Source organism: Micromonospora sp. NPDC004704 (genome assembly GCF_053601675.1).
The window spans coordinates 156,389-181,697 of record NZ_JBSGCD010000015.1 but is presented as its reverse complement, the minus strand read 5'-3'; the positions used below and the strand labels follow the sequence as shown (position 1 = coordinate 181,697).

At 68.3% G+C, this 25,309-nt stretch carries 17 protein-coding genes; 5 read left to right on the top strand and 12 right to left on the bottom strand.

All coding sequences use genetic code 11. The features are described from left to right. A partial coding sequence (locus tag ACWEFB_RS21885; RefSeq protein WP_452288024.1) for a glycoside hydrolase family 15 protein occupies positions 1–2,078 on the bottom strand: 2,078 nt, incomplete at its 3' end. Positions 2,079–2,107: 29 nt separating this feature from the next. Next, the gene (locus tag ACWEFB_RS21880) at positions 2,108–2,767 is read right to left on the bottom strand and encodes a TetR/AcrR family transcriptional regulator (protein WP_452288022.1); all 660 of its coding nucleotides are present in this window, start codon (positions 2,765–2,767) and stop codon (positions 2,108–2,110) included. A 121-nt stretch (positions 2,768–2,888) separates the two neighbouring features. On the opposite strand from ACWEFB_RS21880, the gene ACWEFB_RS21875 reads away from it, so the two are divergent. Together ACWEFB_RS21875 and ACWEFB_RS21870 are read left to right on the top strand one after the other, a co-directional pair. Continuing rightward, positions 2,889–3,719 carry an aldo/keto reductase gene (locus ACWEFB_RS21875; RefSeq protein ID WP_452288020.1) on the top strand — a complete coding sequence of 277 codons (831 nt, stop codon included), beginning with the start codon at positions 2,889–2,891 and terminating at the stop codon, positions 3,717–3,719. Between the two features lie 37 nt (positions 3,720–3,756). Beyond that, complete coding sequence (locus tag ACWEFB_RS21870) at positions 3,757–4,590, top strand: SDR family NAD(P)-dependent oxidoreductase (RefSeq protein ID WP_452288018.1); 834 nt, start codon at positions 3,757–3,759, stop codon at positions 4,588–4,590. Positions 4,591–4,962: 372 nt separating this feature from the next. Here the strand turns inward: ACWEFB_RS21870 and ACWEFB_RS21865 are convergent, their stop codons facing one another. From ACWEFB_RS21865 to ACWEFB_RS21855, 3 genes are all read right to left on the bottom strand, one after another. Further along, positions 4,963–5,700 carry an SDR family NAD(P)-dependent oxidoreductase gene (locus tag ACWEFB_RS21865; RefSeq protein ID WP_452288016.1) on the bottom strand — a complete coding sequence of 246 codons (738 nt, stop codon included), beginning with the start codon at positions 5,698–5,700 and terminating at the stop codon, positions 4,963–4,965. 69 nt (positions 5,701–5,769) lie between these two features. Next, on the bottom strand, positions 5,770–6,708 hold the full coding sequence (locus ACWEFB_RS21860; RefSeq protein WP_452288014.1) for an alpha/beta hydrolase: 939 nt from the start codon (positions 6,706–6,708) through the stop codon (positions 5,770–5,772). A 236-nt stretch (positions 6,709–6,944) separates the two neighbouring features. Further along, a complete protein-coding gene (locus tag ACWEFB_RS21855) occupies positions 6,945–7,634 on the bottom strand; it encodes a maleylpyruvate isomerase family mycothiol-dependent enzyme (protein WP_452288012.1) in 690 nt (229 codons plus the stop codon). A gap of 81 nt (positions 7,635–7,715) precedes the next feature. Between ACWEFB_RS21855 and ACWEFB_RS21850 the strand changes: the two genes are divergently transcribed. Beyond that, positions 7,716–8,375, top strand: coding sequence for a TetR/AcrR family transcriptional regulator (locus tag ACWEFB_RS21850; protein WP_452288010.1), 660 nt, complete (start codon positions 7,716–7,718; stop codon positions 8,373–8,375). Positions 8,376–8,709: 334 nt separating this feature from the next. Here the strand turns inward: ACWEFB_RS21850 and ACWEFB_RS21845 are convergent, their stop codons facing one another. From ACWEFB_RS21845 to ACWEFB_RS21835, 3 genes are all read right to left on the bottom strand, one after another. Beyond that, complete coding sequence (locus ACWEFB_RS21845; protein ID WP_452288008.1) at positions 8,710–11,205, bottom strand: tetratricopeptide repeat protein; 2,496 nt, start codon at positions 11,203–11,205, stop codon at positions 8,710–8,712. A 291-nt stretch (positions 11,206–11,496) separates the two neighbouring features. Next, complete coding sequence (locus tag ACWEFB_RS21840; RefSeq protein ID WP_452288006.1) at positions 11,497–12,744, bottom strand: hypothetical protein; 1,248 nt, start codon at positions 12,742–12,744, stop codon at positions 11,497–11,499. Positions 12,745–12,847: 103 nt separating this feature from the next. Further along, complete coding sequence (locus tag ACWEFB_RS21835) at positions 12,848–13,255, bottom strand: hypothetical protein (RefSeq protein WP_452288004.1); 408 nt, start codon at positions 13,253–13,255, stop codon at positions 12,848–12,850. A gap of 426 nt (positions 13,256–13,681) precedes the next feature. On the opposite strand from ACWEFB_RS21835, the gene ACWEFB_RS21830 reads away from it, so the two are divergent. Next, on the top strand, positions 13,682–15,826 hold the full coding sequence (locus tag ACWEFB_RS21830) for an MMPL family transporter (protein WP_452288002.1): 2,145 nt from the start codon (positions 13,682–13,684) through the stop codon (positions 15,824–15,826). Between the two features lie 203 nt (positions 15,827–16,029). On the opposite strand, the gene ACWEFB_RS21825 is transcribed toward ACWEFB_RS21830, so the two are convergent. Together ACWEFB_RS21825 and ACWEFB_RS21820 are read right to left on the bottom strand one after the other, a co-directional pair. Continuing rightward, positions 16,030–17,403, bottom strand: a complete 1,374-nt coding sequence (locus ACWEFB_RS21825; RefSeq protein WP_452288000.1) for a HAMP domain-containing sensor histidine kinase — start codon at positions 17,401–17,403, stop codon at positions 16,030–16,032. Between the two features lie 74 nt (positions 17,404–17,477). Continuing rightward, on the bottom strand, positions 17,478–18,209 hold the full coding sequence (locus ACWEFB_RS21820; protein WP_452287998.1) for a response regulator transcription factor: 732 nt from the start codon (positions 18,207–18,209) through the stop codon (positions 17,478–17,480). A gap of 842 nt (positions 18,210–19,051) precedes the next feature. On the opposite strand from ACWEFB_RS21820, the gene ACWEFB_RS21815 reads away from it, so the two are divergent. Further along, positions 19,052–21,532, top strand: coding sequence for a M14 family metallopeptidase (locus ACWEFB_RS21815; protein WP_452287996.1), 2,481 nt, complete (start codon positions 19,052–19,054; stop codon positions 21,530–21,532). Positions 21,533–21,801: 269 nt separating this feature from the next. On the opposite strand, the gene ACWEFB_RS21810 is transcribed toward ACWEFB_RS21815, so the two are convergent. Then, entirely contained in the window at positions 21,802–23,829 is a 2,028-nt protein-coding gene (locus ACWEFB_RS21810) for an ABC transporter permease (protein ID WP_452287994.1), read from the bottom strand. After that, on the bottom strand, positions 23,826–25,256 hold the full coding sequence (locus ACWEFB_RS21805) for an extracellular solute-binding protein (protein WP_452287992.1): 1,431 nt from the start codon (positions 25,254–25,256) through the stop codon (positions 23,826–23,828). The genes ACWEFB_RS21810 and ACWEFB_RS21805 overlap by 4 nt, the downstream gene beginning before the upstream one ends. Between the last annotated feature and the right edge of the window lie 53 nt (positions 25,257–25,309).

Here is a 25,309-nt window from a genome sequence, read left to right as displayed (position 1 = left end):
CACGGGGGGGGGGGGCGGAGGACGAGATACCCCCCCCCCGGGGGGGGGGGGGGGCCCCCCCCCCCCCCCCCGAGGCAGGTGACCATCCAGAACGAGCAGAGGAAGAAGGCCGCAGGGTCACCGTCCCATCGGCGGATCAGTCCGCCGTGCGACAGCTGATCCTCGATCATCCCCATCGTGGCCCGCATCCGGGGGTCGGTCGCCGGCAGAAACCCGACGATCGGCATGACCAGCACGCTGGCGTCGAGCTTGTCGGAGCCGAAGGCCCCGGTGTACGCACCCACGTCGTCGTTCCAGCCTTCGCGCAGGATCGTGTCCCGCGCCTCGTCCCGCGCCCTCGTCCAGCGGGCCAGGTCGTCGGCGTCGCCGATCCGCTCACCGAAGCGAACCGCCCGATCCAACGCCACCCAGCAGAACACCTTGGACGACAGATAGTGCCTGCGCGTGTCGCGGGCCTCCCACATTCCGGCGTCCGGCTCCCGCCACGCGCCGCCCGCCCGGTCGGCGAGGCTGCGCAGCAGGTCGCGAACCTCCTCGGGCATGGGGTCGAGGTAGTCGCGCAACAGCCAGGCCGCGTCCAACACCTCACCGAGTACGTCGAGCTGGCGCTGCCGCCATGCCTCGTTGCCGATCCAGACCGGTGTGCTGCCCGCATATCCGCGCAGTGTGTCGGCCTGACGCTCCGAGATGTCCCGCTCGCCCTCGACGTCGGACATGATCGGCACCGGCCGGTCACCAACTTGGCCGACGGTCGAGGCGACCCAACTGAACAGCCGGTTCGCCTCGTCGGGACAGGCAGCGACCCAGAGCGCGTGCAACGTCATGCTGAAGTCCCGCAGCCAGGCGTAGCGGTAGTCGTAGTTGCGGTCGGCGCCGATCTGCTCGGGCAGGGATGTCGTCGCGGCGGCGACGATCGACCCGCTCGGCTGATACGTGAGCCCTTGCAGCACCAGGGCGTGCTGCCGGACCAGCTCGGCATAACGCCCCTGGTACTCGTGCAACCGTGCCCAGGACCGCCAGGACTCGACCGTCTCGTCGACCGCCTGCTGAGCGTCGATCGCCAGCCTCCCCGGTTCGCCGTACGTCGGGGCGTAGGCGAGGACGAATGTTTCCCGTTGGCCCGTCCCTACCCGGAAGTGTGCCGAAGCGTCGTCGCTGTCGTTGTTCAGCGGCACGCTGGCGGTCATCCTCAACGTCGTCGCGCCCGCGGTGGCCACCAGTGCCTCGTCCCGTCGCACCAGATACCCGTGCACCCGACCGTACTGAAATCGGGGTGAATATGACATTTCCAGCGGCACCACCCCTGAGAGCCCCTCCACCATCCGGATCAGGACACCAGGGGAACGACGCCCAATCTGGTGCCCCCGCACCCCGGGCTCCAGGGCGAGCATGTCGGTCACCGCCACTGAGCCCTGGGCGGTGGTGAAAACCGTACGCAGGACCAGGGTGCCTTTCACATAGGCACGCTCCACCTCGAACCCGTCCCGAGGGCGAATCGACCAGTGCCCGCCGTCCTCGTCCAACAGCCGGCAGAACACCGACGGCCCGTCAAAACGGGACGGACACCACCAGTTCACCGAACCGGTCCGGTCGACCAACGCGGCGGTACGCCCGTCAGCCAGCAACCCATAATCCTTGATCTCACTCTTTCCCACCCCACCGGCTACCCGCCGACTCCGAATCCAATCGGACCGGCCGTATCCGAGGTGGTCCCGCGAAGGCGCCCCGTCGCATCCGGATGACCTCGACCGGGCACGGCCGCAGACCATCACCGGCTGCACGCCCTGCTTGCGACGGCCCTCGCGACCAAGGAACCGACCAGTAGGCCGCCGCCGGACGTACTCCCCCAGCGGTGGCACGAGCACGGGGCAGCCGAAGACCGCAGGCGCGATCCGGCGCACCGCCCCCGAGCGGTTGCCAGCGGCGACCAGGATGACCCGGTCGACCGACGTGCCCTGCCCGATCATTGCGTCCAGCCCGTCGGCGAGCACGCACAGCATGCCCTCCATCGCCGCGCGGGCCAGGTGCGCGGGGGTCGAGGTCCGCAGGGTCAGGCCGTGCACGGCTCTCGGAAACACCCTCGGATTCACTAGACCAGAGACACAACCTAGCCCGCGGTGAGGCGGCTGAGGAACTCGGATGTGTTCAATGGTTGCTCCGGCAGCGAAGTCGGCGCGTCCGCACGTAGGCCATCAAGAAGAATCGGAAGAAGGCGACGCCAGAGCCGTGGGTTCGCCTCGCCGAAGGTCTCGATGAGGTAGGCCATCAGGGACATCAGGACTCCGATGTCGGTGGCTGCGACGTCGGCCCGGATCACCCGCTGCTCCCGACCACGCTGCAACAGGTGGTCGATGCAGCGCTCCACGCGCGCCCGGATGTCGCCGGCTCCAGGGCCTTCGCCCGGCGCGCCTCTCAGAAGCTTTCCCAGGGCGCGCTTGTTCGCCTGCGGTTCGAGCACCGCCTCGAAGAAGGCCACGAGCCCGTCGGCCGCGTCCTCCATCGATGCCGCGCGCTCTGCGGCTTCGAGCATCGTGTCGACCGTCTCGGCGAACACTGCTTGCGCGAGCGCGTACTTGTTGGGGAAGTGACGATAGGCGGTGCCAACGCCGACTCCGGCTCGTCGTGCGACATCGTCAAGCGTCGGCAGCAGCCCTGCCGCATTGAACAGCTCGCTCCCGGCGGCGATGAGCGCAGAGCGGTTCCGCTCCGCGTCCTTGCGCAGCGCCCGTCCGTCGGGCGGCTGAGCTGGGCGTGTGCTCTCGTCCATACGTCCTCCCCGTCACGCATCCGAGGAATCGGAGACGCATCTCCGCTATGGTACCGTGGCTGTAACGGAGATGTCTCTCCGTTTCCGTTGAATGTCGGCCCAGCTGGATGAGGAGGACTCCGTGCCCGTCGAGCGGATCATCTTCGGCACCATGACACTCGGCTACCACGGCAGAGGAGTACGCGTCCGCGACACCTCCACGGCGAGGCGGATGCTCGACCACTTCCATAGCCGCGGCTACCGCGAGATCGACACCTGCTACGTCTACGGCGACGGCTCGTGTGAACAGATGCTCGGCGATCTGCGCACCCATGATCACTTCAAGATCGCCCTGCGCTACGACCCGGTCGCTACGGCCAGGGGCCACGAGCCGGAGGTGCTTCGCGCCTCACTGAGCAATATCGCTCCGGAGGATGTCGAGGAGACGCTCGCCATCGTGGCGCGCGAGGGCTGGGTCCGCCCGACCGTTTACCAGGGCCTGTACAACGCCGCGTCCCGCTCGCCGGAGGCCGAACTCTTGCCGTTGCTTCACGAGCAGGGCATCCGTTTCTACGCATACAACCCACTCGCTGGCGGCGCCTTCGCGTCAGGCTTCGGAAACGACGAGTCAGTGAGCACCGGCTCTCGATTCGACCAGGGGCACCCTCAGGGCATCGAGTACCGCCGCCGATATTGGAACGAGCCGTACCTGCATGCAATGCGTGAGTTCAGGGCTGGTTGCGAAGCGTGGGGTGTCCTACCCACCGACGCTGCCCTGCGCTGGCTCGTGCACCACTCTCACCTTGGTGCCGCGCATGGCGACGGCATCATCCTCGGCGCGTCCAGACCCGAACATCTCGTCCAGAACCTTGACGGGGTGCAGGGCACGCCGCTTCCTCCCGAGTTGCTCGTCGCGATGGACCTGGCGAGCGAGACCACTCGCCCGGCTTGGCCGTCGATGCGCCGAGCCTGACATCCACTGATGGTGAAGGCTAGAAGGAGTTACTAGCATGACGATAAATACCCCTAAGACCTGGTTTATTACAGGAGCGTCGCGAGGCCTGGGTGTCCGGTGGGCGGAAGCCGCGCTCTCCCGCGGCGACCGTGTCGCTGCGACCGCACGATCTGCCGACGCGTTGCGCCCTCTCGTCGAGAGCTACGGCGACCTGGTTCTCCCGCTCGAGCTCGATGTCACGGACGAGGTGGCGGTGCATAAGGCGATCGAGACTGCCGAGGAACGATTCAGCGGAATCGACATCCTGGTCAACAACGCAGGGCAGGCGGTGATGGGTGCCATTGAGGAAGTCAGTGCCGCGCAGGCAAAAGTGCAGATGGAGGTCAACTACTTCGGCGCCCTGTATGCCACACAGGCAGTTCTGCCGCACATGAGGGAGCGTCGCCGCGGCCGTATCATCCAGATCTCGTCCATGGGTGGAGTCATCGCCACCCCCATCATGGGGACTTATCACGCAACAAAGTGGGCGCTGGAGGCGTTGAGCCAGGCTCTGGCGGCAGAAGTCTCGGATCACGGAATTTACGTGACGATTATCGAGCCGCTCACGTTTCCGAGCGAGCTCGGAACTCCCGCTCCGCAGATGCCCGAGTACGACCATGCACGTACAGCGCTGATGGCCGGCTTCGAGGGCACCGGAATCGCTCCGGGTGATTCGGCTGCGGCCGCTCAGGCGATGCTGGCTGTCGCTGATCACCCCAACCCTCCGCTGCGAGTGCTGTTCGGCGCGAATGGCCTGGAGTTGCTTCGCCCGGAGTACGCGCGCCGAATTGCTCTGTGGGAGGAGTGGGATCACCTCTCCCTGCTCGCACAGGGCGCCTCACCAGCCTGAGGTTGGCATCCTGCCCTGGATTCGGCCAGACGACGGTGCCGGGCACCCATCGGGAGGCGCCCGACACCGTCGTCGGACGGTCGCCACGGCAGACGAGAGCCAGCCACGCCTGGATTTGATCGGCCCGCCCGTCGACCTCTGGCGAAACGACCAGAAAGTGCCACGGCGGGACCTCGGAGTGGCGCGGCCTTGGCAAGGGCGGCAGCGGGCCGAGCGCCGGGCCGAGCAACCACAGCTCCAGCTCAGCCAGGAACAGGCCCGGACCCGGGCCGGCGCCGGAATCGCGTACGCGGCTGACAGCGGCGGGCGCCGTTTGATGGTGGTCCTGGCCGCAACGACCCATCACCGCCGGTAGCTGAGCCTTACCCGTTCTCACACGATGGTGCGTCCGCCGTTCACGTCGAACACGGTACCCGTGACAAACCGTGCCTCATCGCTGACGAGGAACGCGATGGCTGCGGCGATGTCTTCCGGATTGGCGACGAAACCCAGCGGGGCCTGCGCTGCGAGCTGTTGCAGATACTCTCCCAGGGATTCCGATCCCGGAGTACGGGTCGGGCCGGGGCTGACGGAGTTTACCCGTACGCCGGCGGGGCCGAACTCGGCTGCCCAGCTCTTGGTCAACAGGTCCAGGGCGGCCTTGCTCGCCCCGTAGACAGACAGACCGGGGAGCGCGACCTCGGCGGCGAGTGTGGACACGTTGACGATCGCTCCACGGCCGCGTGCGGCCATTACGGGTGCGATCTTCGCGACCAGGTAGAACGGGGCCTTCAGGTTGGTGGCCAGCACCGCGTCGAAGGTCGACTCCTCGGTGCCCGCGGTCGGGCCACCAGCCCCGATCGCCGCGTTGTTCACCAGGATGTCGAGGGCTTCGCCGGCGACCTCGGTGGCCTTGGCCGCGAGTTCGACGGCGGACTGTGCATCACGTAGGTCCGCGCGGACGAAGTAAGCCGCGTTGCCTTCGGAACGGATCTGTTCCACTACCCCCTGCCCTCGTTGAGTATCGCGGCCGGACACGACGACACGGATACCGTCGCGGGCGAGCCTGAGTGCGGTGGCGCGACCGATTCCGCTCGTCGAGCCGGTGATGAGGGCGGTCTTGGTGCTCACGGGGTCTCCTTGCTGATGGTTGTGACGACCTGGGATGTAACCGGATGGCGTGGCCGGAAGCGGTCGGTGCTACAGGGCCTGGAGGAAGGCGACACGGTCTGCGAACGCGCTCTGTGCGACGCGGGAGTTGGGCGCGAGTTGGTCGAAACCGTGGAATGCGCCGGGACGCACCGACAGGTGCACGGGCACACCTTGTTCCATGAGCCGCTCGGCGTAGGCGACCGTCTCGGCGCAGAAGAGATCCAATTGGCCGACCTCGAGGTAGGCCGTTGGCAGATCGTGGAGTGAACCTGCGCGGGCGACGGAAGCGGCGGCGGGCACGTCGTCGGTGCCGTACTTGTCGCCGAGGTAGGCCTGCCAGCCGGTGATGTTGTCGGCGACCGACCAGGCGAGAAACGGCTCGACCGCCGGGTCGGCGACTGCGGTGCGGTCATCGAGCATCGGGTAGATCAGGATCTGTGCGGCCAGAGGCCCGATCCGACGGTCGCGACACACCAGCGCGGTCGCTGCCGCGAGACCGCCTCCGGCGGAGTCGCCCATGAGCGCTACGCGGGCTCCGGGTACCCGCTCCGCGGCGTGCTCGATTGCCCACCGGACTGCCGTGACGCAGTCTTCGATCGCCGATGGGAACGGTGATTCGGGTGCCAGGCGGTAGTCGACCGCGATCATTGCGACCCCGGCCTGCGAGGCGTAGCGGCGGCAAACGTGGTCGTAGCCGTTGAGGCCACCGGCGATGAGACCGCCTCCATGGACATGGACAACAAGTGCGTTCGGCAGGTTTTCTGGCTTGTAGAGGCGTAGCGGAACGGCGTGCCCATCCGGAGACGGCACGGTGAAGTCCACCATCTCGATACTGTCGTCGGGTGTGGCGACGGCAGCCAGTCCGTTATAGAGGGCGTCGATGTTTGCCCGCCGCGTCTTCCAGTCCCCTTCGACTGGCGGTGTGGGTGGGGTGACGGCTGCGATAGCGCTGGCGGCCTCGAAAAGTTCGTTGTCGATGCTGAGCATCTGATCCTCTAATTTCGTAGTGGAAACTGCCCCGTGCCCGCTGCGCTCTTGCACGAGCCAGCAGGGATCCGTCTTCTTCTCGCGCGGAGCGGCACTTTCGTACGCTCCCCCAATAGGACACGTACAACGTACGTAAGCCTGGCTCACGTACGTTGTACGTGTCAAGTGATCTGGGACACCTCGGCTGAGGAAATGCCCGGACGTACGCAACTGGGCTCAATGACGCCGGGAGCCGCTCAGAGTCGGCTCGCCAGGGTGACGACGCCGTCGCCCGTCAGGTCGGCGATGGCGTGACGTCGGCCGGCGAGGACGGAGATGATGCTCTCGCCCGGTCCCACGACTTCGAGGCGGCGGTCTGACGAGCGGGACCACAGCGTGTCTGTGCTGCGGATCGTGAGACCACGGGCCCGGGTGGCAGCGGGAATGAACGGGTTCGGCACGCGCGTCGCGACGGCGAGGACCGCGTTGGTTACCCGCGGTGACAGGACGCCGGACCTGCCGAGGGCGAACGCGATGTCGAGGTGGTGGATGGCATGGTCACCGAGCATCAGTGGCGCCGGCAGCAAGCGCCCGATGCCCCCGGGGTGCGCACGAGCGCGGTCGAACTCGTCGATCAGTTCCCGCGCGGTGTTCCGGCTGGCGTGGTCGCGACTGAGAAGGTCATTGGCGGCGTCGAACGTCCGACGCTGCCGCGCCATCGTCAGCATCAACCGTGGCAGCGGAAGATGCAGGCCGAGCACGAGATGGGCGAGCACGTCCTTGTTGGTCCAGCCCGCACAGAGGCTGGGCCGCTCCCACTCCTCATCGGTCAGGTTTCGAGCGAAGGCGACGAACGCGTCACCCTGGTGCCGAACAAGATCACCGAAGCCGGGTCCACCCTTGCCGCCGACACGGAAGCCCGGGCCCCTCGTATACGTGATGATCACAAAACTCCTCCTCAACATACGTACGCTGTACGTATAGTACCGTCAGATACGTACGTCGTACCTAAGTCGGGAGTAGTCAGCATGAGAGCCCGTTTCACCCTCGCGGACATCCAGCAACACGCGCTGGCGATCGTCGACCGGGACGGCCTGGCCGGGCTCACCATGCGCTCACTCGCGGCGTCCCTACACACGGGCCCCATGACGCTCTACAACTACGTCGACAGCCGTGAAGCCCTTGAGGAACTCGTGGTCGACGCCGTCTCCGCCCGCGTCGAGATGCCAGAACCGACCGACGACTGGCTGGCCGACACACGCGCCGTGGCCACCGCCCTGTGGCGAACCTTCCGCGCACATCCGGCAGCCATCCCGCTCGTACTCACCCGCCGCACCTCCTCCCGAGCCAGCCTCGCCCCAGCCGAGGCACTCGCGGCAGCACTGGCACGCGGCGGCCTCGACGGCGTCGACCTGTTCGTCGCATTCCGCACCGTCTCAGCCTTTGTCATGGGTATCGCACAAGCCGAACTGGCTGGCCGGCTATCGCGCGAGAACGATGCCGGCTCGGCCGCCCAACGCGTCGCAGCGCTCGCACCCGACGCACTCCCGACCCTCTCGAAACTGGCCCCGGTCGGCGCCGCGTTCACCGGCCAGGAATTCGAGCGAGGACTGACGGTCGTGCTCAACGGCCTCGTCCACACACCCCGTCCGTTCGATCCCGGCAACCAAGCATCCGGTCTCCCGTAATGGAGACCCGGAGCCGGCTCTGATCACGTCCGACCGCACTCGACCAGGGCCGGCGCCAGTGCGGAAAGATCTGGAGCCCGCTGGCTGCCTGGCACAACGACAAGCACGGTGATGCTTCCCTTCCGCGCTGCACCCGAGCGACCGTCAGGCAGACACCGCGACAAACCGTCTCCTCAGGATGGCGACGACCGGCGTGCCCGAGTTGACCTGTCCGCCCGAGCGTTGGAGTAGCCGGCCACCGCCGATATCTCGTCATCGGTCAGCTGGATGTCAAGCGACGCGACGGCGGCGTCGATCTGGGCAGTCGTGGTAGCGCCGGCCAGCGGCGCGTCGCTCAGTGCTCCAACGTCTGATTGATCTCGCTTGCTGCGTCCAGGCAGATCTGCGCCTTTTCGCGCTGGCCGGCCCGCTTCAGTGTCTGACCGAGCAGAGTGAGGGTCCACGCCTGGAATCGACCGTTCTGTAGCTCCCCGAACTGTGCCACCGCCTGTTCCAGGTAGCTGATGGCCTCCTCGTGCCTGCCGTCCGACGCGTACGCCTCACCGATGTTGCCCAGCGCGACGGCCTCGCCTGCCCGGTCCCCGGTCTCGCGGTTGATGGCGAGTGCCTGGCGGTACCGTTCGGCGGCCTCGACGTAGCGCTTCCCGTGCCACGCGAGTGAGCCGAGACTGTTGAGCGCCGTTGCCTCGCCGTTCCGGTCGCCGAGCTGCCGGCGGAGTTCCAGCGCCTGCTCGAGGCATTCGGCGGCTTCGTCGTAGCGATCGACCTGCTGGTAGACAACCCCCAACTCGTGCAGGCTGTCGGCCAGGCCGAACCGGTCGTCCCCGCGTCGCCGGATCGCCAGGGCGGCACGCCCGAGGTCGACCGCCTGCGCGAACTGGTCGAGGTTCTCGTGCAGGATTGCCAGTCCGTTGAGGATCCAGGCCTCGGCGACCTCGTCGCCCTGCCGCCGGGCGGATTCGAGACCGGTTTCGTGCGTTGTTCGCCAGTCCGTCCGGTGGCTGCCGAGCTGCATGAACGGCCACAGCGTTACGGCCAGCTTCCAGGCGGTCGCGTCGGACCCGGTGGCGGCGGCCAGGTTGGTCGCCGCCACCAGGTTGGCGCGTTCCCGCTCGCACCACCGCAAGGCCTGAACGTGGTCGGCGAACGAGAGCGCAGCCGGGGTGCCGGTCGGGAGTTCGGGACGCCTCGCCCGTTGGCCGAGCATCCGATCGGCGGAGTCGGCGGTGCGCAGGTACCAGTTCAGGACGCGCTCGACGGCCTGCTCCTGATCCTCGGTGTTTTCGTCGTCCTGTAGCCGTTCGGCGGCGTAGAGCCGCACCAGGTCGTGTAGGCGATAGCGGCCCGGGGTGGTCTGGACGAGCAGGTTCTCGTCCAGGAGGTCCTCGAGCAGATTCTTCGCGCGAGCGGCCGGCAGATTCGCCAGTGCGCCCGCCGAGGGTGCGGTCGAATCCTCACCGGGATGCAGGGACAGCAGACTGAGCAGACGCCGGTGCGGGGCGGACACCGCGCGGTAGGACAGGTCAAACAGCACCCGGATGGCCCGATCCTTCCGGGCAAGCTCACCCAGACGCTGGTCAGCCGGACGCAGCAGGGCAGCCAGGTCCGCGACCTGCCAGGTGGGTCGGGTGCTCAGCCGCCGAGCGGCCAGTGCCACGGCGTACGGCAGGTGCGCGCAGAGCTCCGCCACCTCGGCCGTCGGTCCGAGTTCGGCGTGTACCCGTTCACGCCCGGCGATCCAAGTGATCAGTGACGTGGATTCCTCCGACGCGAACGGATCGAGGTAAAGCGCCCTCGATCCGTCGACCGTGTCGAGGTTGCGCCGGCTGGTGATCAGGGCAAGGTGCCCCGAATCGCCCGGCAGCAGGTGCTCGACCTGCTGCCGCGATGCGGCGTTGTCAAGCAGCACGAGGGCACGTCTGCCGCTCAGCCGATCGCGGTACATTGCCGACCGACCGTCGACGTCGACGGGAATCTGCTCGGGCGGCACACCCAACAGACGCAGGAACCGGTCGAGTACGGCGGCGGGGTCGGCCGCCTGCTCGGCCTCGTCGAAGCCGCCGAGGTCGACATGTAGCTGGATCTCGTCGAACCGACCGGCCCGCACCAGCCTGTGCGCGGCGTGTATGGCCAGTTTCGTCTTGCCGACGCCCGCCATGCCGGTGATCACGAGGACCACGGGTGCGTCGGTCGCCGCACTCGACAGTTCGGCGACCAGCCCTTCCAACATGTCCAGCTGAGTGCGGCGCCCGGTGAACTCGGCAATGTCCATCGGCAACTGGCGGTACGCGGTGGTGGTGACGCTCCGACTCTGCGCGATGGCCTCGATCGCCTTGTCCATCCGGTCGAACCGCCTCTCCATGCGGTTCCACAGTTCGTTGCGCCAGATCCAATCGGCCACCGGTGCGAGCGCACCAGCAAGCCTGGCGTTCGCGTCGAGGCCGCGTCTGATCTCCCCGACCAGTCTCAGCACCACGTCGTCAGGGTCGACGCCGATCTCCGCAAGGTAACTCGGCCCACCAAAGACCGGTTCGTCCAGGGGCGCGACCCAGCCGCGTACCGCATGAGTCAGATCGGTCAGGTCCAACGGTGCCGTACCGACCAGCTCGCCGCCCCGCTCCAACAGGCTCATCCGCAACTGGGCGCACGTCCGGGGATCTATCCCCTCGGCCAGCCCGGCCACCGTGTTGGTTATCGCGACACCGACCAGCGCTCTGAGTTCACGTTCCCGGTCGTTGCCAAGTAGCGCACCGTGTAGGCGCCGGCTGGCCGGACCGCCGATTCCGGTCACCAACCAGCCGAGCACCGCGTTGAAAAAATCCAAGGGCACGTGGACCCCTGACGGACCGCAGTATCGCGTCCCTGGACAGTAGCTGGTCGGACGGCTCAGGCGGCCAGCTACTGTGGGCGGCGCGGCTGGTGCCCTTCCGGGTCAGACCCATGTCACCACCGACATCGACCAACAAGCAGGGGCCCGCTCCCACAGGTCAACCTCGTCCCACAGCCGGATGGATCCGGCGTTGACGTACCCGATCGCGACGTCGCACCGCCGGTCTGGTGGGTGCCCGGCCCGTACCCCGGTGGGCCGTCCGGATTCCGACGGCCCACCGGGTAAAACGGGTCAGAGGCGGCCGGCCGGTTCCGGGCGCGCGTCTGGCTTGATCAGCGCCGGGAGCTTGCGCTCGAATCGGTTGAAGAGATTCATCGACGGCAGGATGGGCTGGGTGCCCGTGGCCTGCTGGGCGATCTGGGCGCCCCAGACCGAGGCCCGCAGGCGCTGGTTCGGGGTGCCGTGGTGGCCGGGGTTGTCGAAGGAGCAGTCACCGACCTCGTAGAAGGCTTGTTGCGCCTGGTGGATCTGGACGCCGTTGAAGTTGAGCCCGCGCGGGTGGGTGACGAAGTAGGTGCCGAACCCGTCGGCCATCAGTTCGGTACGGCGGGTCGCCTCGGCGCCGGTCAGCGGGCTGTCGAACAGGCCCTGTTCGAATTGGACGTGATGGGCCATCTCGTGGGCGAGGACCGCGCGCGAGCCGGCTGTTCCCAGGCCGAGTGCGTCGAGCGCGGTAATCATGCCCTCGCCGAAGACGACCTTGTCCGGGACGTCACGCAGCAGCGGGTCGGTCTCACCCTCGGCGGTGAAGGCGAAGGCGTTCAGGGTGAAGATCGGGTTGCGTCCCGCGTCGAGCGCGGGGACGGAGTTGATGATGGCCATGATCTCGGCTGCGGCGGCAGCCGCCTGATCCTCGTCCATGCCCCAGATGAAGGAGACCATGCGAGCCACTCGCGCCGGGTCCTGCAGCATGTCGTTCTGCATGGCCATGAACTTGACGTCGAACAGGTCGACGTCCCAGAACTGCTGTGCGTCCTTGAAGGTCCGCTTCAACGTGCTCTTCTGGCTGGCCGGCAGGCCGTAGTCCGCCTCGTTGTTGGGCTGGCCGTAGATGAGCGCGTCGTAGGCCGCGTAGTCCAGGACGCCAAAGATAACCAGGACCAGCAGGGTGTCGAGGTCGACGCCTTCGATCAGGCCCTGGGTGTACGTGCTGAACTGGGTGTCCTGGCACTGGTAGAGCGACGGGTCGATCGCCTCTGCGACCAACTCCTGCGCGAGGGACGGTTTCAGGCCCATCCTCTCCCGCTTGTCGGCGAGCATGGCCTGCCAGTTTTCCGGTAGCAGCGCCGCGATGGCGGCGATGCGTGCCTGGGTCTCCGGGTTCGCGGCGGCTCGGGCGGTCGCGAAATCGAACTGCGGCGGGGCGACGATGCCCCCACCTGCGCTGACGCTCGCGGGGGGCGCCGCGTGGACGGGCCCTGGGGTCAGTCCCAGGCCGAGGACGGTTGCCGCCAGCAGTGCGGGGATCCGTCGTCTCATGCACGCTCCTCGTTGTCCTGCGAGCCTCAGATATTGAGGCCTCGATCAACTATTCGGTAGCGGCATTGAAACACATAGGTGCGCGGCTGCGCACCCTCCGAGATCAACTCGTCCTTCCTCGTCCACGCGCCACGCCCGGCGCCCAGGTGTCCACCCACGTCGCGCCCTGGTCGTCGCCCTCCACGTCGGCGCCGGGCACGCCGGCCCCGCCGAAACACTGCCAGCCGAGGCCGGGCGTCTTCGCGTCCTGCTTGCGCACCAGGGCAGCGCGGTCCGGCGGCACCGCGTACACGATGGCGTGGTGCGCGATGGCGACGTTCTCCGGTGCGAATTGGGTCCCGGTCACGAACGCCGTCTTGGTCAGGCCCGGGTCGATCACCTGGCACCGGTACTCGTCCGTGCCGCCGCCCTCCGGCGCCGTAGGCGTGTAGGCCTCGGCCATCCTCAGGTCCAGGAACCGCTCGCCGGCGCGCAGCGACTGCGCTGGAGCCGACGACGCGCCCGCGTGCATGCTGTGCGGGCCGGCAGCTGGGCGCGCCGGCAGCTGGGCGCGCCGGCAGCTGGGCGCGCCGCACTGTTGTCGGCGTCCGACCCGCAAGCGGCGACAGCAGCGAACGCTGTCACCAGCGTCATGGCGCCCGCCGCAAATTTCCACGGTGGACTGTCAGATTTCCTCATAGCCCGGACGCTAGGACAGATTCCGTCTTGTTTCGTCGTACGGCGGTCGTCATCGTCGGGAGGGAGGTGGTACCGCGGTACTACTCCCGGAGCGCCGTTCGACACCCGCACGAGAGCCGTGCCGCGTTGCTCATCCGGTCCGACGGCTGTGTGCCTGGGCCTTGCCAACCGGTCTGATCACCGGATTAACGGTCGTCTCAGATTCGCTCGGTACGAAGTTGGCCTCAGACAAGCGATGCAACCCGTCAGGAGGCTATTGATGTCAGTCAACGCAGCGCCGCCCAGGGAAGTGCCGCCCGATCGGTTGGCAGGCCGGTGGGTGCCGTGGCTGGTGATCGGCTTGTGGCTGGCGCTGGCGGCGGTCATGGTGCCGCTGAGCGGAAAGTTGAGCTCGGTCACCACCGACAAAGCCGCGGACACCCTGCCAGCCAGCGCCGAGTCCACCAAGGTGGCGGTGCTGGAGGACAGTCTCCCCGGCGGCGAGGACAACACGTTCGTCTTCGTGTACCACCGCGCCGGCGGCATGACCGACGCCGACCGCGCGACGGTCGAGCGCCACCGCAACACCCTTGCCAAGCGGTACCCGCCGAAGGTGGCGGCGGCTGGCGAGGACGACGAGGGCCCACTGACGAGACTCTCCACCGACGGCAAGGCGATGATGTTCACCCTCGAGGTGAGCACGACCTACGGCGCACCGGAGGCCATCGTCGGCCCGTTGCGTGACACCGCGAAGGACCGCCCCGGCGGCCTGGAACTCGACGTGACCGGCCCGGCCGCGATCGACGGCGACGTGGACGCCGTCTTCGACGGCATCGACATGCAGGTCCTCCTCACCACCGTCGTCGTCGTCACGCTCCTGCTGATCCTCACCTACCGCAGCCCGGTGTTGTGGTTCATCCCGCTCGTGGCCGTGGGCGCGGCCGCACTGACCGCGATGGCGACCGTCTACCTCCTCGTCAAGGGCTTCGGCATCGTGGTCAACGACCAGAACTCGGCGCTGCTGACGATCCTGGTATTCGGCGTCGGCACGGACTACGCGCTGTTGCTCATCGCTCGATATCGGGAGGCACTGCACCACCACGAGAACGTCCGGGTTGCGATGGTCCACGCGCTACGCGGCGCGGCGCCGGCCATCGTCGCGTCCGCGGCCACCGTGATCGCCGGCCTGCTCTGCCTGCTCGTCGCGGACCTGAACAGCACCAGCGGGTTGGGCCCGATCGGCGCGGCCGGTATCCTGTGCGCGCTGGTGGCCATGCTGACGCTGTTCCCGGCGGTGCTCGTGGTGCTCGGCAGGCGGATCTTCTGGCCGGCCATCCCACGGTTCAGCACGGTCGTGGAAGAGAAGCCGGGGCTGTGGGGACGGCTCGGCACCGCCATCAGCCGCCGCCGGTGGGTGGCGACGCTCAGCTCCCTCGGAGTCCTCGGCGTGCTCGCCATCGGCCTGGCGGGCAACACCGGCGTCCTGCGGGAGCAGGACCAGTTCCTGTCCGCGCCGGAGTCGGTCACCGGCTTCACCGTCCTCCGCCAGCACTTCCCGGAGCTCGGCGGCCAGCCGATGACGATCTTCACGCGGACGGCGCACCAGGAGCGGGTGCTCGACATCGTCAAGCGCACTCCCGGCGTGACTCTGGCGATCCCGGGTGAGACCAGCGGTGGCTGGGCCGACATCTCCGTGTTCCCGGCTGACGCGCCGGACACCGTCGCGGAGTACGACACGATCAAGCGGGTGCGCACCGCCGTGCACGCGGTGAGCGGGGCGGAGGCGATCGTCGGCGGGCCGAGCGCGGAGAACCTCGACACCGAGGTGACCACCAGCCGCGACGAGAAGCTGGTGATCCCGCTGGTGCTCGCCGTCGTCCTGATCGTCCTCGGGCTGCTGTTGCGCGCGTTCGTGGCCCCGCTGGTCCTGATGGCCACCGTGATCGTCTCATTCGCCGCAGCCTTCGGCGGCAGTGTGTTCGTCTTCGACACGATCCTCGGGTTCAAGGGCGTCGACTATTCGGTGCCGCTGCTGGCATTCCTGTTCCTGGTGGCGCTCGGCGTCGACTACAATATCTTCCTGGTCAGCCGGGCACGGGAGGAAACCGTGCGGCTCGGCACCAGAGAGGGCATGCTCAAAGCCCTCTCCGCCACCGGTGGCGTCATCACCTCGGCAGGCCTGGTCCTGGCTGCCACGTTCGCGGTCCTCGCCACACTTCCGCTGGTGATGCTGGTCGAGGTCGGATTCCTGGTCGCCTTCGGCGTGCTGCTCGACGCCCTGCTGGTGCGGTCGGTCCTGGTGCCCGCCCTCACCCTGCTGATCGGCCGGGGGATCTGGTGGCCGAGCCGGCTGTCCCGACCGGTGGAGCTGCCGGACGGTCAAGAGTCGCTCGCCGCCGACGAGGAGCCCGTGCTGCAACGGTGAGCGAGTCGGCACGGACGAGATCCGGGACGGGGCCCAGCCCGTCCCGGATCGTTTCATGGGCCCGACGGTCGCCGCCCTTTGGTCCTGCGCCACGCCCCGGGGCTGGGGTCGGCGCATCGCGGTGTCCTGTCCCGGCGATGAGCCGCGCGGGGCCATGCCCGAGGGTCGCCGTCCCTAGTCCTGCGCCGCGCCGCCGGGGCGGGTCAGCGCACCGCGGTGTCCTCCCCGGGGGTGAGCCGCGCGATCGGGGCGGGCGGGGCCGCGGCCGGAAGGTCGACCCGAAGCAGCGCGCCACCGCGTGCGGAGCGGGCGACGGTGACCCGGCCGCCGTGGTCGTCGACGACCCGCTGCACGATCGACAGCCCCAGACCGGATCCTGGCAACGCCCGGGCGCTCTCGGCACGGTAGAACCGGTCGAACACCCGCGGTACGTCGGCGGCGTCGATGCCCGGCCCGGCGTCGTCGACCTCGAGCACCGCCGACGCGCCCTCGGCACGGAGCCGGACCTGGACCGGCTGGGCCGCGGGGGACCACTTGCCGGCGTTGTCGATGAGGTTGAGCACCGCCCGCTGGAGCGCAGCGGGACGCCCGCTCACCCACACGGAGGTCACGTCGAGCGCGACCTCGATGTCGGGCACGCGGGAACGCGTCCGGGTCGCGGCGGCCACCACCACGTCGGCGAGGTCGAGCAGCTCGGTGTTCTCGTCGCTGACGTCACCGCGCGCCACCTCGGTCAGCTCGGCGGCAAGGGTGCTCAACTCGGCCACCTGGGCGCCGAGATCGTTGAGCAGCCGGGTCCGGCTCGCCGCCGGCAGTGCGCTGTCCAGGGTGCCGCGCCGATCGAGCCGGACCAGCAGCTCGACGTTGAGGCGCAGGCTGGTGAGCGGGGTCTTGAGCTCGTGGGCTGCGTCCTCGGCGAGCAGCCGCTGGGCCCGCCGGGAGTCCCGGAGCGCGGCGAGCATGTCGTTGATCGACTGGGTCAGCCGCCGGATCTCCCCACCGCCCTCATCCGGGATGTCGGCGTCGAGATCCCGGGTGTGCGCGACACGTACCGCGGCGGCGGTCAGCCGGTCGATCGGTGCCAGCCCGGCCCGCGCCACAGTCCGCCCGACAAGGGCGCCCCCGGCCACGCAGAACAGCCCGATCAGCAACATGCCAAACCCGAACCGGTTGATCGGGCTGTCGTCGACGACGCGGGCCACCTGGACCGCGCCGTCGCCCGCCCGCAGCGTGTAGATGACGTAGCCGTCCTCGTCGCTGTCGTTCGACTCCATCAGGTCGGCCAGCCCGCCCTGCGCCACGCGCCCGGCGGGCCCGCTGACCGGAGGCAGCGCGGGTTGACCGGCCGGCGTCCGGGTCGACCCGTCGGGCAGGATGACCCGCACCAGCCGACCGGATCCGGGATACGGCGATAGCTCGACCTGCGCCAGACCGGCGCGCTCGGCGCTCGTCGCCAGGACGCGGGAGTCGGCGCGTAGCTGATTCTGGGCGGTGTCCTGCAGCTCCCAGTCCAGTAGTTCGCTGGCCACCTGGAAGGCCACGAACACGCTGACCGCGATGGCCGTCGCAGCGATCACCGTCAGCCTGGTCCGCAGGGACCGCCGCCGCCACCAACGGGTCAGCCGGCGCGGTTCCCGACCGGCGGGCCCGCTCACGGAGGAGTGTCCCGCAACGTGTACCCCAGGCCGCGCAGCGTGTAGATCAATCGCGGCTCACCCTCGGCCTCCATCTTGCGGCGCAGGTAGCTCACGTATACCTGGAGGTTGTTGGCGGTGGCGCTCATGTCGAAGCCCCAGATCGCCTCGAACAGCGCGTCGCGGGTCAAGACCCGGGTCGCGTTGCGCACGAGGACCTGCAGGAGGGAGAACTCGGTCCGGGTCAGGCGCAGCGGCCGCCGGCCCCGCCACGCCTCGAACCCGTCGGGATCGAGCCGGACGTCGGCGAACGACAGGATCTGCGACTGCCCGTCGGTCGGCGTGCGCCGGCGCAGCAGGGCCCGCACCCGGGCCAGCAACTCCTCGGTGGCGAACGGCTTGGGCAGGTAGTCGTCGGCGCCCGCGTCCAGCCCCGCGACCCGGTCGGAGACCTGATCCCGGGCGGTCAGCATCAGCACCGGCAGATCCCGACCCGCCGCCCGCAACCGCCGGCAGGTCTCCAACCCGCCGAGGCGGGGCATCATCACGTCGAGGATCAGCAGATCCAGGGTGTCACCGCCGACCCCACCGACCCCGTCGAGCACGGCGAGACCGTTGGCGACGCTGCTGGTGTCGTAACCCTCGACCTGGAGCACCCGCTCCAGCGACTCACGGATGGCCCCGTCATCATCCGCGATCAGGATCCGCACGCCGGCCCACCCCCTTCCAGTCGATGCTTTGCCGCTCATCCTCCCTGATCAACCTGAAGCCAGGATTAGAACCATCACCTCGGTGGTGCCCGCGGGCCGTGCTCTTACGGATGCCTGAGCTCAGACTTGACCACTGACGGGACGGCAACGAACGGTGGGACCGCCCGAACGGATATTTGCGAGAACGGAGTGCCGGCGCGCCAGGCGCACTACCAGGCCCGCAGGTCGGCGGCGAACTCCGCGCACTGTCATGCCGCGATCCGCTCGTTACGCGATTTCGTACCTGCGGATGGAGGGGCCGCCGCTTCGGTCGTGTCGATGACCTGGACGAAGGCCGCCGCCGGACGGTGAGCACGGTGCGTGCGACACTCGTCGATCGGTGGACGCCGATGACTATCAAGGCGAGGGGAACTCATACGTCCGCTCCCCCGTTTCTCGGGACCCGGCAGGTGTCCTGTCCGCCCCTGTCGGAGTGGTCATGCCTCCCCTCGCGGACGAGGTGGGCGACGTGGGGTTGTCGCACCACCCCGCCGACGACGTCGCACCGTCAGCGTCCCGGGATTACCGTCTGCCCAATCCTCGACCACATCGTCACACGCGTCGAGGTCGGTGCCGGGTACGGGTTGGAGCGAGCGGTTGGACGACCACCTCAAGCAATGCTCAAGATCCGGCTCACGCAGCCCGTCGCAGCGAAGAATTCGCATACACTCACCGCTCCCAGCTCGCTCACGACCCGCACCCATCCTGTCGCGACGGTGCCCGCCGTCGTACCCGGGCCCGCCGTGGGTGAGCTCAGCACGGCCGTCCGAACTGGATCGGTCCGGCCCGCCCGTGGGCCGGCCACGGCATCATCCACAGGCCGCAAACAGAAGGAGGGGAGCATGCATCGCACACGACTGCGCATCGCGCTTCTCGCACTGCCCGCCCTGGTGGCGAGCATCCTCATCGTGCCCGCACCCGTAGGCGCGGTTCCCACGCAGTCCACAGCCACAGCGAACTCGGGGCGATCCCCCCTTGAGGACCGGGAGTCGGTAAGCCACGTACGCATCCAGCTGACCGGCGCCGACATGCTGGACAAGGTGGTCGCCGCCGGCTTCGACCTCGATCACGGCCTCAGGCGTGTGCCCAGCGGCATCGAAGGAGAGGCGGTGGTGAACGCCGAGCAGATCGCCGAACTCGAGGCGATGGGCGTCGAGATTCTCGACGACGACGAAGGCTTCGCCTGGAGCGACGAGGCCGACGGCGGCCTCCAAGCCCTCCGTACGCAGACAGCCCAGGTGTTCAGCCACGAGAAGACGGTGCGGGTCGTCCGCGCCGACTGGTTCACCACGAAGGGCCAGGGTTTCCTCTACGTCGAGGCGCGGACCACCGAGGGGCAGCAGGCGGACCCGATCGTCACGATGCAGCTCGAGAACGACTCGGGCCGGCGCACCCCGTTCGGCTTCGCCCGGACCATGAGCCGGTTCGTCGACTCCGGGCAGTACATGTTCCACCGGAACCTGTTCAAGCTCGACGCGCGACCGAACCAGATCCGGGTCACCAGCTCGACCGGCGGCGTCGCCACCGGCGACGTCTCCGACTGGCTCGAGGACGCTCCGCCACCGCTGACGGAGAACCGGGGCTACAAGTCGGACTTCGTCGACGGCTACCGGAACCCGCAGCAGCTCTACAGCCGCGCCAAGGAGATCGCCCGGCAGTACCCGGACATCGCCGAGATCGTCTACCTGCCGAACCAGACCAATGGCTACCAGCGCAAGGCGCAGGCCACGATCGGCGGTACCGGGCAGTCTGCGGTCGTCGTCAGCTCGGCGGCGTGGGGTCACGAGGGTGGCAACGACATCACCGTCGAGTTCGTGGACCGGCCGGGGGCGAACCTCCCGCTCGGCGTCGAGGTGACGGGCAAGGCGATCCGCGTCCTCCTCGCGAAGGATGCCTCCGCCGGGGCCGCGAGTACGGCTACCGAGGTGGCGGCGGCGCTGGAGACCCAGTCCCAGGGACTTGTCGACCGGGCGCACCCGTACCGGACCAACGCGGGCACCGGCATCGTCGCGCCGACGTCCGGCCCGGTCGCGCTGACCGACTTCCTCGACCAGAAGCGCGTCGGCGCACCGGAGGGCGAGGTGCCGCGCGGCCCGGCCACGATCCCCGTCCTGCGGATCGGCAAGCACCGCGACGGCAGGAACCCGGGCGTACTGATCCAGGCGCAGGACCACGCCCGCGAGTGGGTGCCGGCGACGACCTCGCTGGAGTCTGCCGAGCGTCTGGTGCACAACTACAGGTCCGACAGGGAGACGAAGAAGATCGTCGAGGGCACCGACATCTTCTTCATCCTGTCCAACAACCCCGACGGGGCGAACTACAGCTTCTACAATTTCGCCTCGCAGCGTCGGAACATGACGAACCACTGCCCGGACGAGAACGCCGATCCGGCCCGGCGTAACTCCTGGGGCGTCGACCTGAACCGGAACTACCGGGTCGGGTCGGGTCACGACGGCTACTCGGGTGCGTCGACCAGCTGCGTCAGCGACACCTACCAGGGACCGGAAAAGCTCTCCGAACCCGAGGCGGAAAACATCATCTGGCTGGTCGAGAGGTATTCGAACATCAAGTTCATGATGTCGGTGCACTCCAACGGCGGCCAGCTGTTCTGGCAGCCCGGTGCCTACATCGCGGACGGGCGGATCACCACGCCGCGCCCGCCGCTGGGCGACGAGGCGTTCTACTGGCAGTCGGCCGGCAGGATCCTGTCGCAGGTCAAGGCGCACCGGGAGACCGTCGTCACGCCGGAGAACGTCGGCGGGTCGTCGGATGTCCTCTACTCCTCCGCGGGCAACGTGCGCGAGGACCTGTACCACACCTACGGGATCTACGCCTTCGGGTGGGAGGTCGGCGGATCGGTCTACAACCCGGCCACCGGCACCTGGCAGGGCGGCTCGTTCCAACCGGTGTGGGAGGGCGATCCGAACCTTGTCAGCGGTCACGCCGAGACGATGGAGTATGCCAACGGCATCATGGAGATGTTCCGGGTCGCGGCGGACTGGGGCAAGGACAAGAAGGACCCGACGTCCAAGCTCGTTCCCGGCGGCGGGAAATACTCCGCGCCCGTCGACGTGCGCTTCGAGACGAACGAGCCGGCCACCATCTACTACACGACGGACGGCAGCCGGCCCACCCTCCAGTCGCCGCGCTACGAGGCGACCGAATTCCGAGAGCCGGGCGAGGTGTTCCACGTGACCGAGACGACGACGTTCCACTGGTTCTCGGTCGACGCGGCGGGCAACATCGAGCAGAACTACGACCCGACGAAGACCGACAAGCGCAACAACTACCGCAAGGCGACGATCACGATCCGCAAGAAGTAGGCGCCCATCCGGTCCGGGCGGGATCGCAGTCATGTGCACCCGGTTGGACCGGATCGGTCCGCCGGTACGGGTTCTCCGATGAGCACCCGTACCGGCGGGGCCTCACCTCGGTGGCCGGCATCGCCTCCGCGAAACAGGGGTCACGGGACGTGATCACTGCCCCCAGCATGGCCGGCATCATCGGCATGATCGAGCGCCACGTGGCGGAGATTACCCGCCACGTGGCGGGCCACCGTTGCGGGTGATCGACGGCGCGCTGGCCGCCCCGGTCAGCCCTTCACCGCGCCCGCGGTGAGCCCCTCGGTCAGGAAACGCTGCCCGAAGGCGTACATGACCACCACGGGGATGCTGACGAGCAGCGATGCGGCGGCGAGCTGTCCCTGCGGTACGACGTCCCCGGCGATCATCGACTGCATCCCCACGGGGAGCGTCTTGAACTCGTCCTTCGTGATGAACACGAAGGCGAAGAGGAACTCGTTCCAGGCATTGGTCAGGGTGAACAACGCGACCGCCAGCAGTCCCGGCTTGGCGAGGGGCAGCACCACCCGGCCGAACGCCTGGATGCGGGTGCAGCCGTCGACCAGCGCGGCCTCCTCAAGTTCGACGGGGATCGATGCGAAGTACCCCGCCAGCAGCCAGGTGGCGAACGGAAGCGTGAAGGTGGGGTACGTCAGCACCAGCGACCACAGCGAGTCGGTGAGCCGCACCCCGATGAGCAACTGGTACAGCGGGATGAACAGCAGCGCACCCGGCATCACGTAGGTGAGCAGCACCGTGACGGTGAAGCCCTGCGCGCCGCGGAACCGCAGCCGGGCCAGCGCGTAGCCCGCCAGGACGGCGCAGACCAGTGCCACCGCGGTGGACGCCACGGACACCAGCACGGTGTTGAGATACCAGCGGCCGAACGGCTGGTTCGTGAACAGGGCACCGAACTGCTCCAACGTCCACGGCGTCGGCCACAGGTCGTTGACGCGCATGACAACCTGACCCTCGGACTTGAAGGCCGTGACGGCGATCCAGTACAGCGGGCCCAGCACGAAGGCGAGCAGCCCGACCATCGCGACACCGGATCCCAGGCTCGACACGAGGGACGACGCACGGCGACCTCCCTGGGCCTGGAGCGCCGAGACCACCCGACCGACCGCCGCCGCGATCAGCAGGATCACACCGAGGACCACCGCCGCCTTCCAGAAGATCTGTGGCGACGCCCAGACCAGCAGACCGACGACCGCCGCGGTGACGACCCACGGCAGCGACCTCCGCGCCTGCCGCGCCGTCGCCGCCCAACGCGCCGTCCGGGCTCTCCCGGGTCGCTTGGTGCCGGCGTCCTGGCGCAACAGCCGGACCAGGACGAACACCAGCCCGCCGATGACCGGCAGCATGACGAGCGTGACCGCCGCTCCCGCGCCGTACTGCAACTGCAGGATCGCCTTCGAGTACGCGACGAGCACGTACGGCGCGGTCACGTTGCCCGGGCCGCCCTGTGTCAGCAACCAGATGAGGTCGAAGTTGTTGAACGTCCAGATCGATGACAGGGTCACTGTCACGGTGATCACGTGGCGCAGTCCGGGTAGCGTCACGTGGACGAATCTCCGCCACGACGAGGCGCCGTCGATGGCCGCCGCCTCGTACAGGTCCGCCGGGATGGCCTTCAGCCCCGCGAGGAAACAGACGGTGAAGAACGGCACCCCCTTCCACACGTTGACGAGGATCACGGACGGCATGGCCAGCGACGTGTCGGACAGCCAGCCCGCAGGCCAGCTGTCGACCAGCTGCACCGTGGCCAGCAGCGGCCCGATCCCCGAGGCGGTGAGCAGGGTGTTGACGCTGCCGAAGATCGGGTCGAGCAGGGAGCGCCAGCTGAACGCCGTCACCACCGTCGGCACCACCCACGGCACCAGCAGGAGCCCGGTCAGCAGGGCCCGACCACGACGCCGATGGTGCAGCAGCAGGGCCGCGGCAAGCCCCAGTACCACCTTGAACACCTCGGCGTACGCGGTGTAGACGAACGAGTTCACCACGCCCGTGCGGAACTGCTCGTCGGCGAAGAGGGCGATGTAGTTGCCCAGGCCGACGAAGACGTTGTCCTGGCCGTGCCGCTCCGTGGTGCTGGTGACGATCGACCGGGCGATCGGCACGAGCACGAGCCCGCCGACCAGCGCGGCCGTGGGCGCCAGAAACAGTGCCGCCAGCCGCCAGTCCCGGCCCAGCCGCCGCTGGGTCCTCGTCAGAGAGCCGCGCCCCGGCGGCGGGGGTGCCCCCGTCGCCGGGGCCGGTGCTGAACGGACCGACCTCACTGCGGCAGCCCCTGCTGGGCGAAGATCTGCACCATCTTCGCGTGCGCGGCCGTCACGGCCTGCGCGGGCGCCGTTCCCTGAACGACCTGCTGCATCATGTCGGTGAGGACGTAGGCCGCGACGGCGGCCTGCTGGCCGGCGCTGGCCTTCTGTGGGAAGGCCAGCCCGTTCTTGGTGGACAGCGGCAACGGCTGCTGGGACACCTTGCGCACCATGGGAAACGCCGGGTCGCCGCTGGTGAAGAACGGGTCGGCGTCCCAGACCTTCTCCCAGGCGGGCATCGCCAGACCGGGCGCCTCCTTCGCCACCCCGACCAGCGCGGGCGCACTGACCAGGTACTGCGCCAGGAGCTTGGCGAGTGCGGGGTTCTTGGCACCCTTGAAGACGACGAAACCCTGGGACTGGCCGAGCAGCAGGGAGTTGTCGGTCGCCGGCCCGATGCAGTCGGAGAAGACGTGGGTGTTGCCGTAGACGGGGTTCCGCTTGGTCTTGGAGTCCGCGTAGACGCTGAAGCTGTTGCGGGTGTAACCCAGGATCCCGGCGAGCCAGTTCTCGTTGTTGCTGGTGTCGGTCCAGCTGGCCACCCCCGGCGGCAGCATCGGCCGGTACTTGGGATTGGTGTAGAGGTCACCCAGGAAGGTCACCGCCTGCACCGTTTCGGGAGAGTCGAACGTGACCTTCCTGCCGTCGTTGGAGGTGATCGCCCCGCCGTACGAGTTGATCAGTGCCTCGATCATGCCGTTGCCGTCACCGGACCGGTTCACCGTCATACCCCAGCCGAACCGGCGCTTGGTCGGATCAGAGATCGCCAGGCACAGATCCCGCAACTCCTCCCAGGTGTAGACGTCCTTGGGGGTAATGCCCTTGTCCTGCATCCAGTCCTTGCGCAGGAACGACCCGATCCCGATGAAGTGGTACGGGATCGCGTACCACTTGCCGTCGAAGACGCAGAAGTTCTTGGCCTCCGCGCAGGGCTCGCCGTACTTGGCCCTCAGCGCCTCGACGACGTCCGTCACGTCCTCCAGGTCGCCCAGCGCGTGAAACTGCGCGACGAACCGCGAGTCGGTCATGAACGCCAGGTCACGCGCCACGCCGCCCTTGACTTCGGCGTCGATCTTGGCCACCACGTCACCGGCGTCGGCCTGGACCAGACTGTTCTCGATCTTCGTCCCGGTGACGTCGGCGAACTTACCGATCGAGCTGTCGAGCGCTTCGTTCGCCTTTGTCGAGTAGAGCTTCTGCGACAGCACCCCCATCGAGGAGCCCTTCAACGACGCCGCGGCGTCCACCAGCTCCTTCGGAACCTCCGGCTGCACCCTGGTGGGCGAGTCGGAGGTGCCCCCGCACGCGGCCAGACCAGCCGCCCCGAGCACCCCCACCCCCATCCCCAGAAAGCCGCGCCGGGACCATAACGGGTTGTCCTCCATGGACCTTGGCCTCCCTTGTCTTCCCTGATCGCCGCACGCCGAAGGCGCACTTG

What these genes read in the sequence shown, in the direction of transcription:
- ACWEFB_RS21835 (WP_452288004.1), bottom strand. Translation starts at nt 13,255, where the DNA reads ATGCACGCGGGCGCGTCGTCGGCTCCAGCGCAGTCGCTGCGCGCCGGC.
- ACWEFB_RS21805 (WP_452287992.1), bottom strand. Translation starts at nt 25,256, where the DNA reads ATGGAGGACAACCCGTTATGGTCCCGGCGCGGCTTTCTGGGGATGGGG.
- ACWEFB_RS21830 (WP_452288002.1), top strand. Translation starts at nt 13,682, where the DNA reads ATGTCAGTCAACGCAGCGCCGCCCAGGGAAGTGCCGCCCGATCGGTTG.
- ACWEFB_RS21880 (WP_452288022.1), bottom strand. Translation starts at nt 2,767, where the DNA reads ATGGACGAGAGCACACGCCCAGCTCAGCCGCCCGACGGACGGGCGCTG.
- ACWEFB_RS21815 (WP_452287996.1), top strand. Translation starts at nt 19,052, where the DNA reads ATGCATCGCACACGACTGCGCATCGCGCTTCTCGCACTGCCCGCCCTG.
- ACWEFB_RS21840 (WP_452288006.1), bottom strand. Translation starts at nt 12,744, where the DNA reads ATGAGACGACGGATCCCCGCACTGCTGGCGGCAACCGTCCTCGGCCTG.
- ACWEFB_RS21860 (WP_452288014.1), bottom strand. Translation starts at nt 6,708, where the DNA reads ATGCTCAGCATCGACAACGAACTTTTCGAGGCCGCCAGCGCTATCGCA.
- ACWEFB_RS21870 (WP_452288018.1), top strand. Translation starts at nt 3,757, where the DNA reads ATGACGATAAATACCCCTAAGACCTGGTTTATTACAGGAGCGTCGCGA.
- ACWEFB_RS21850 (WP_452288010.1), top strand. Translation starts at nt 7,716, where the DNA reads ATGAGAGCCCGTTTCACCCTCGCGGACATCCAGCAACACGCGCTGGCG.
- ACWEFB_RS21820 (WP_452287998.1), bottom strand. Translation starts at nt 18,209, where the DNA reads ATGAGCGGCAAAGCATCGACTGGAAGGGGGTGGGCCGGCGTGCGGATC.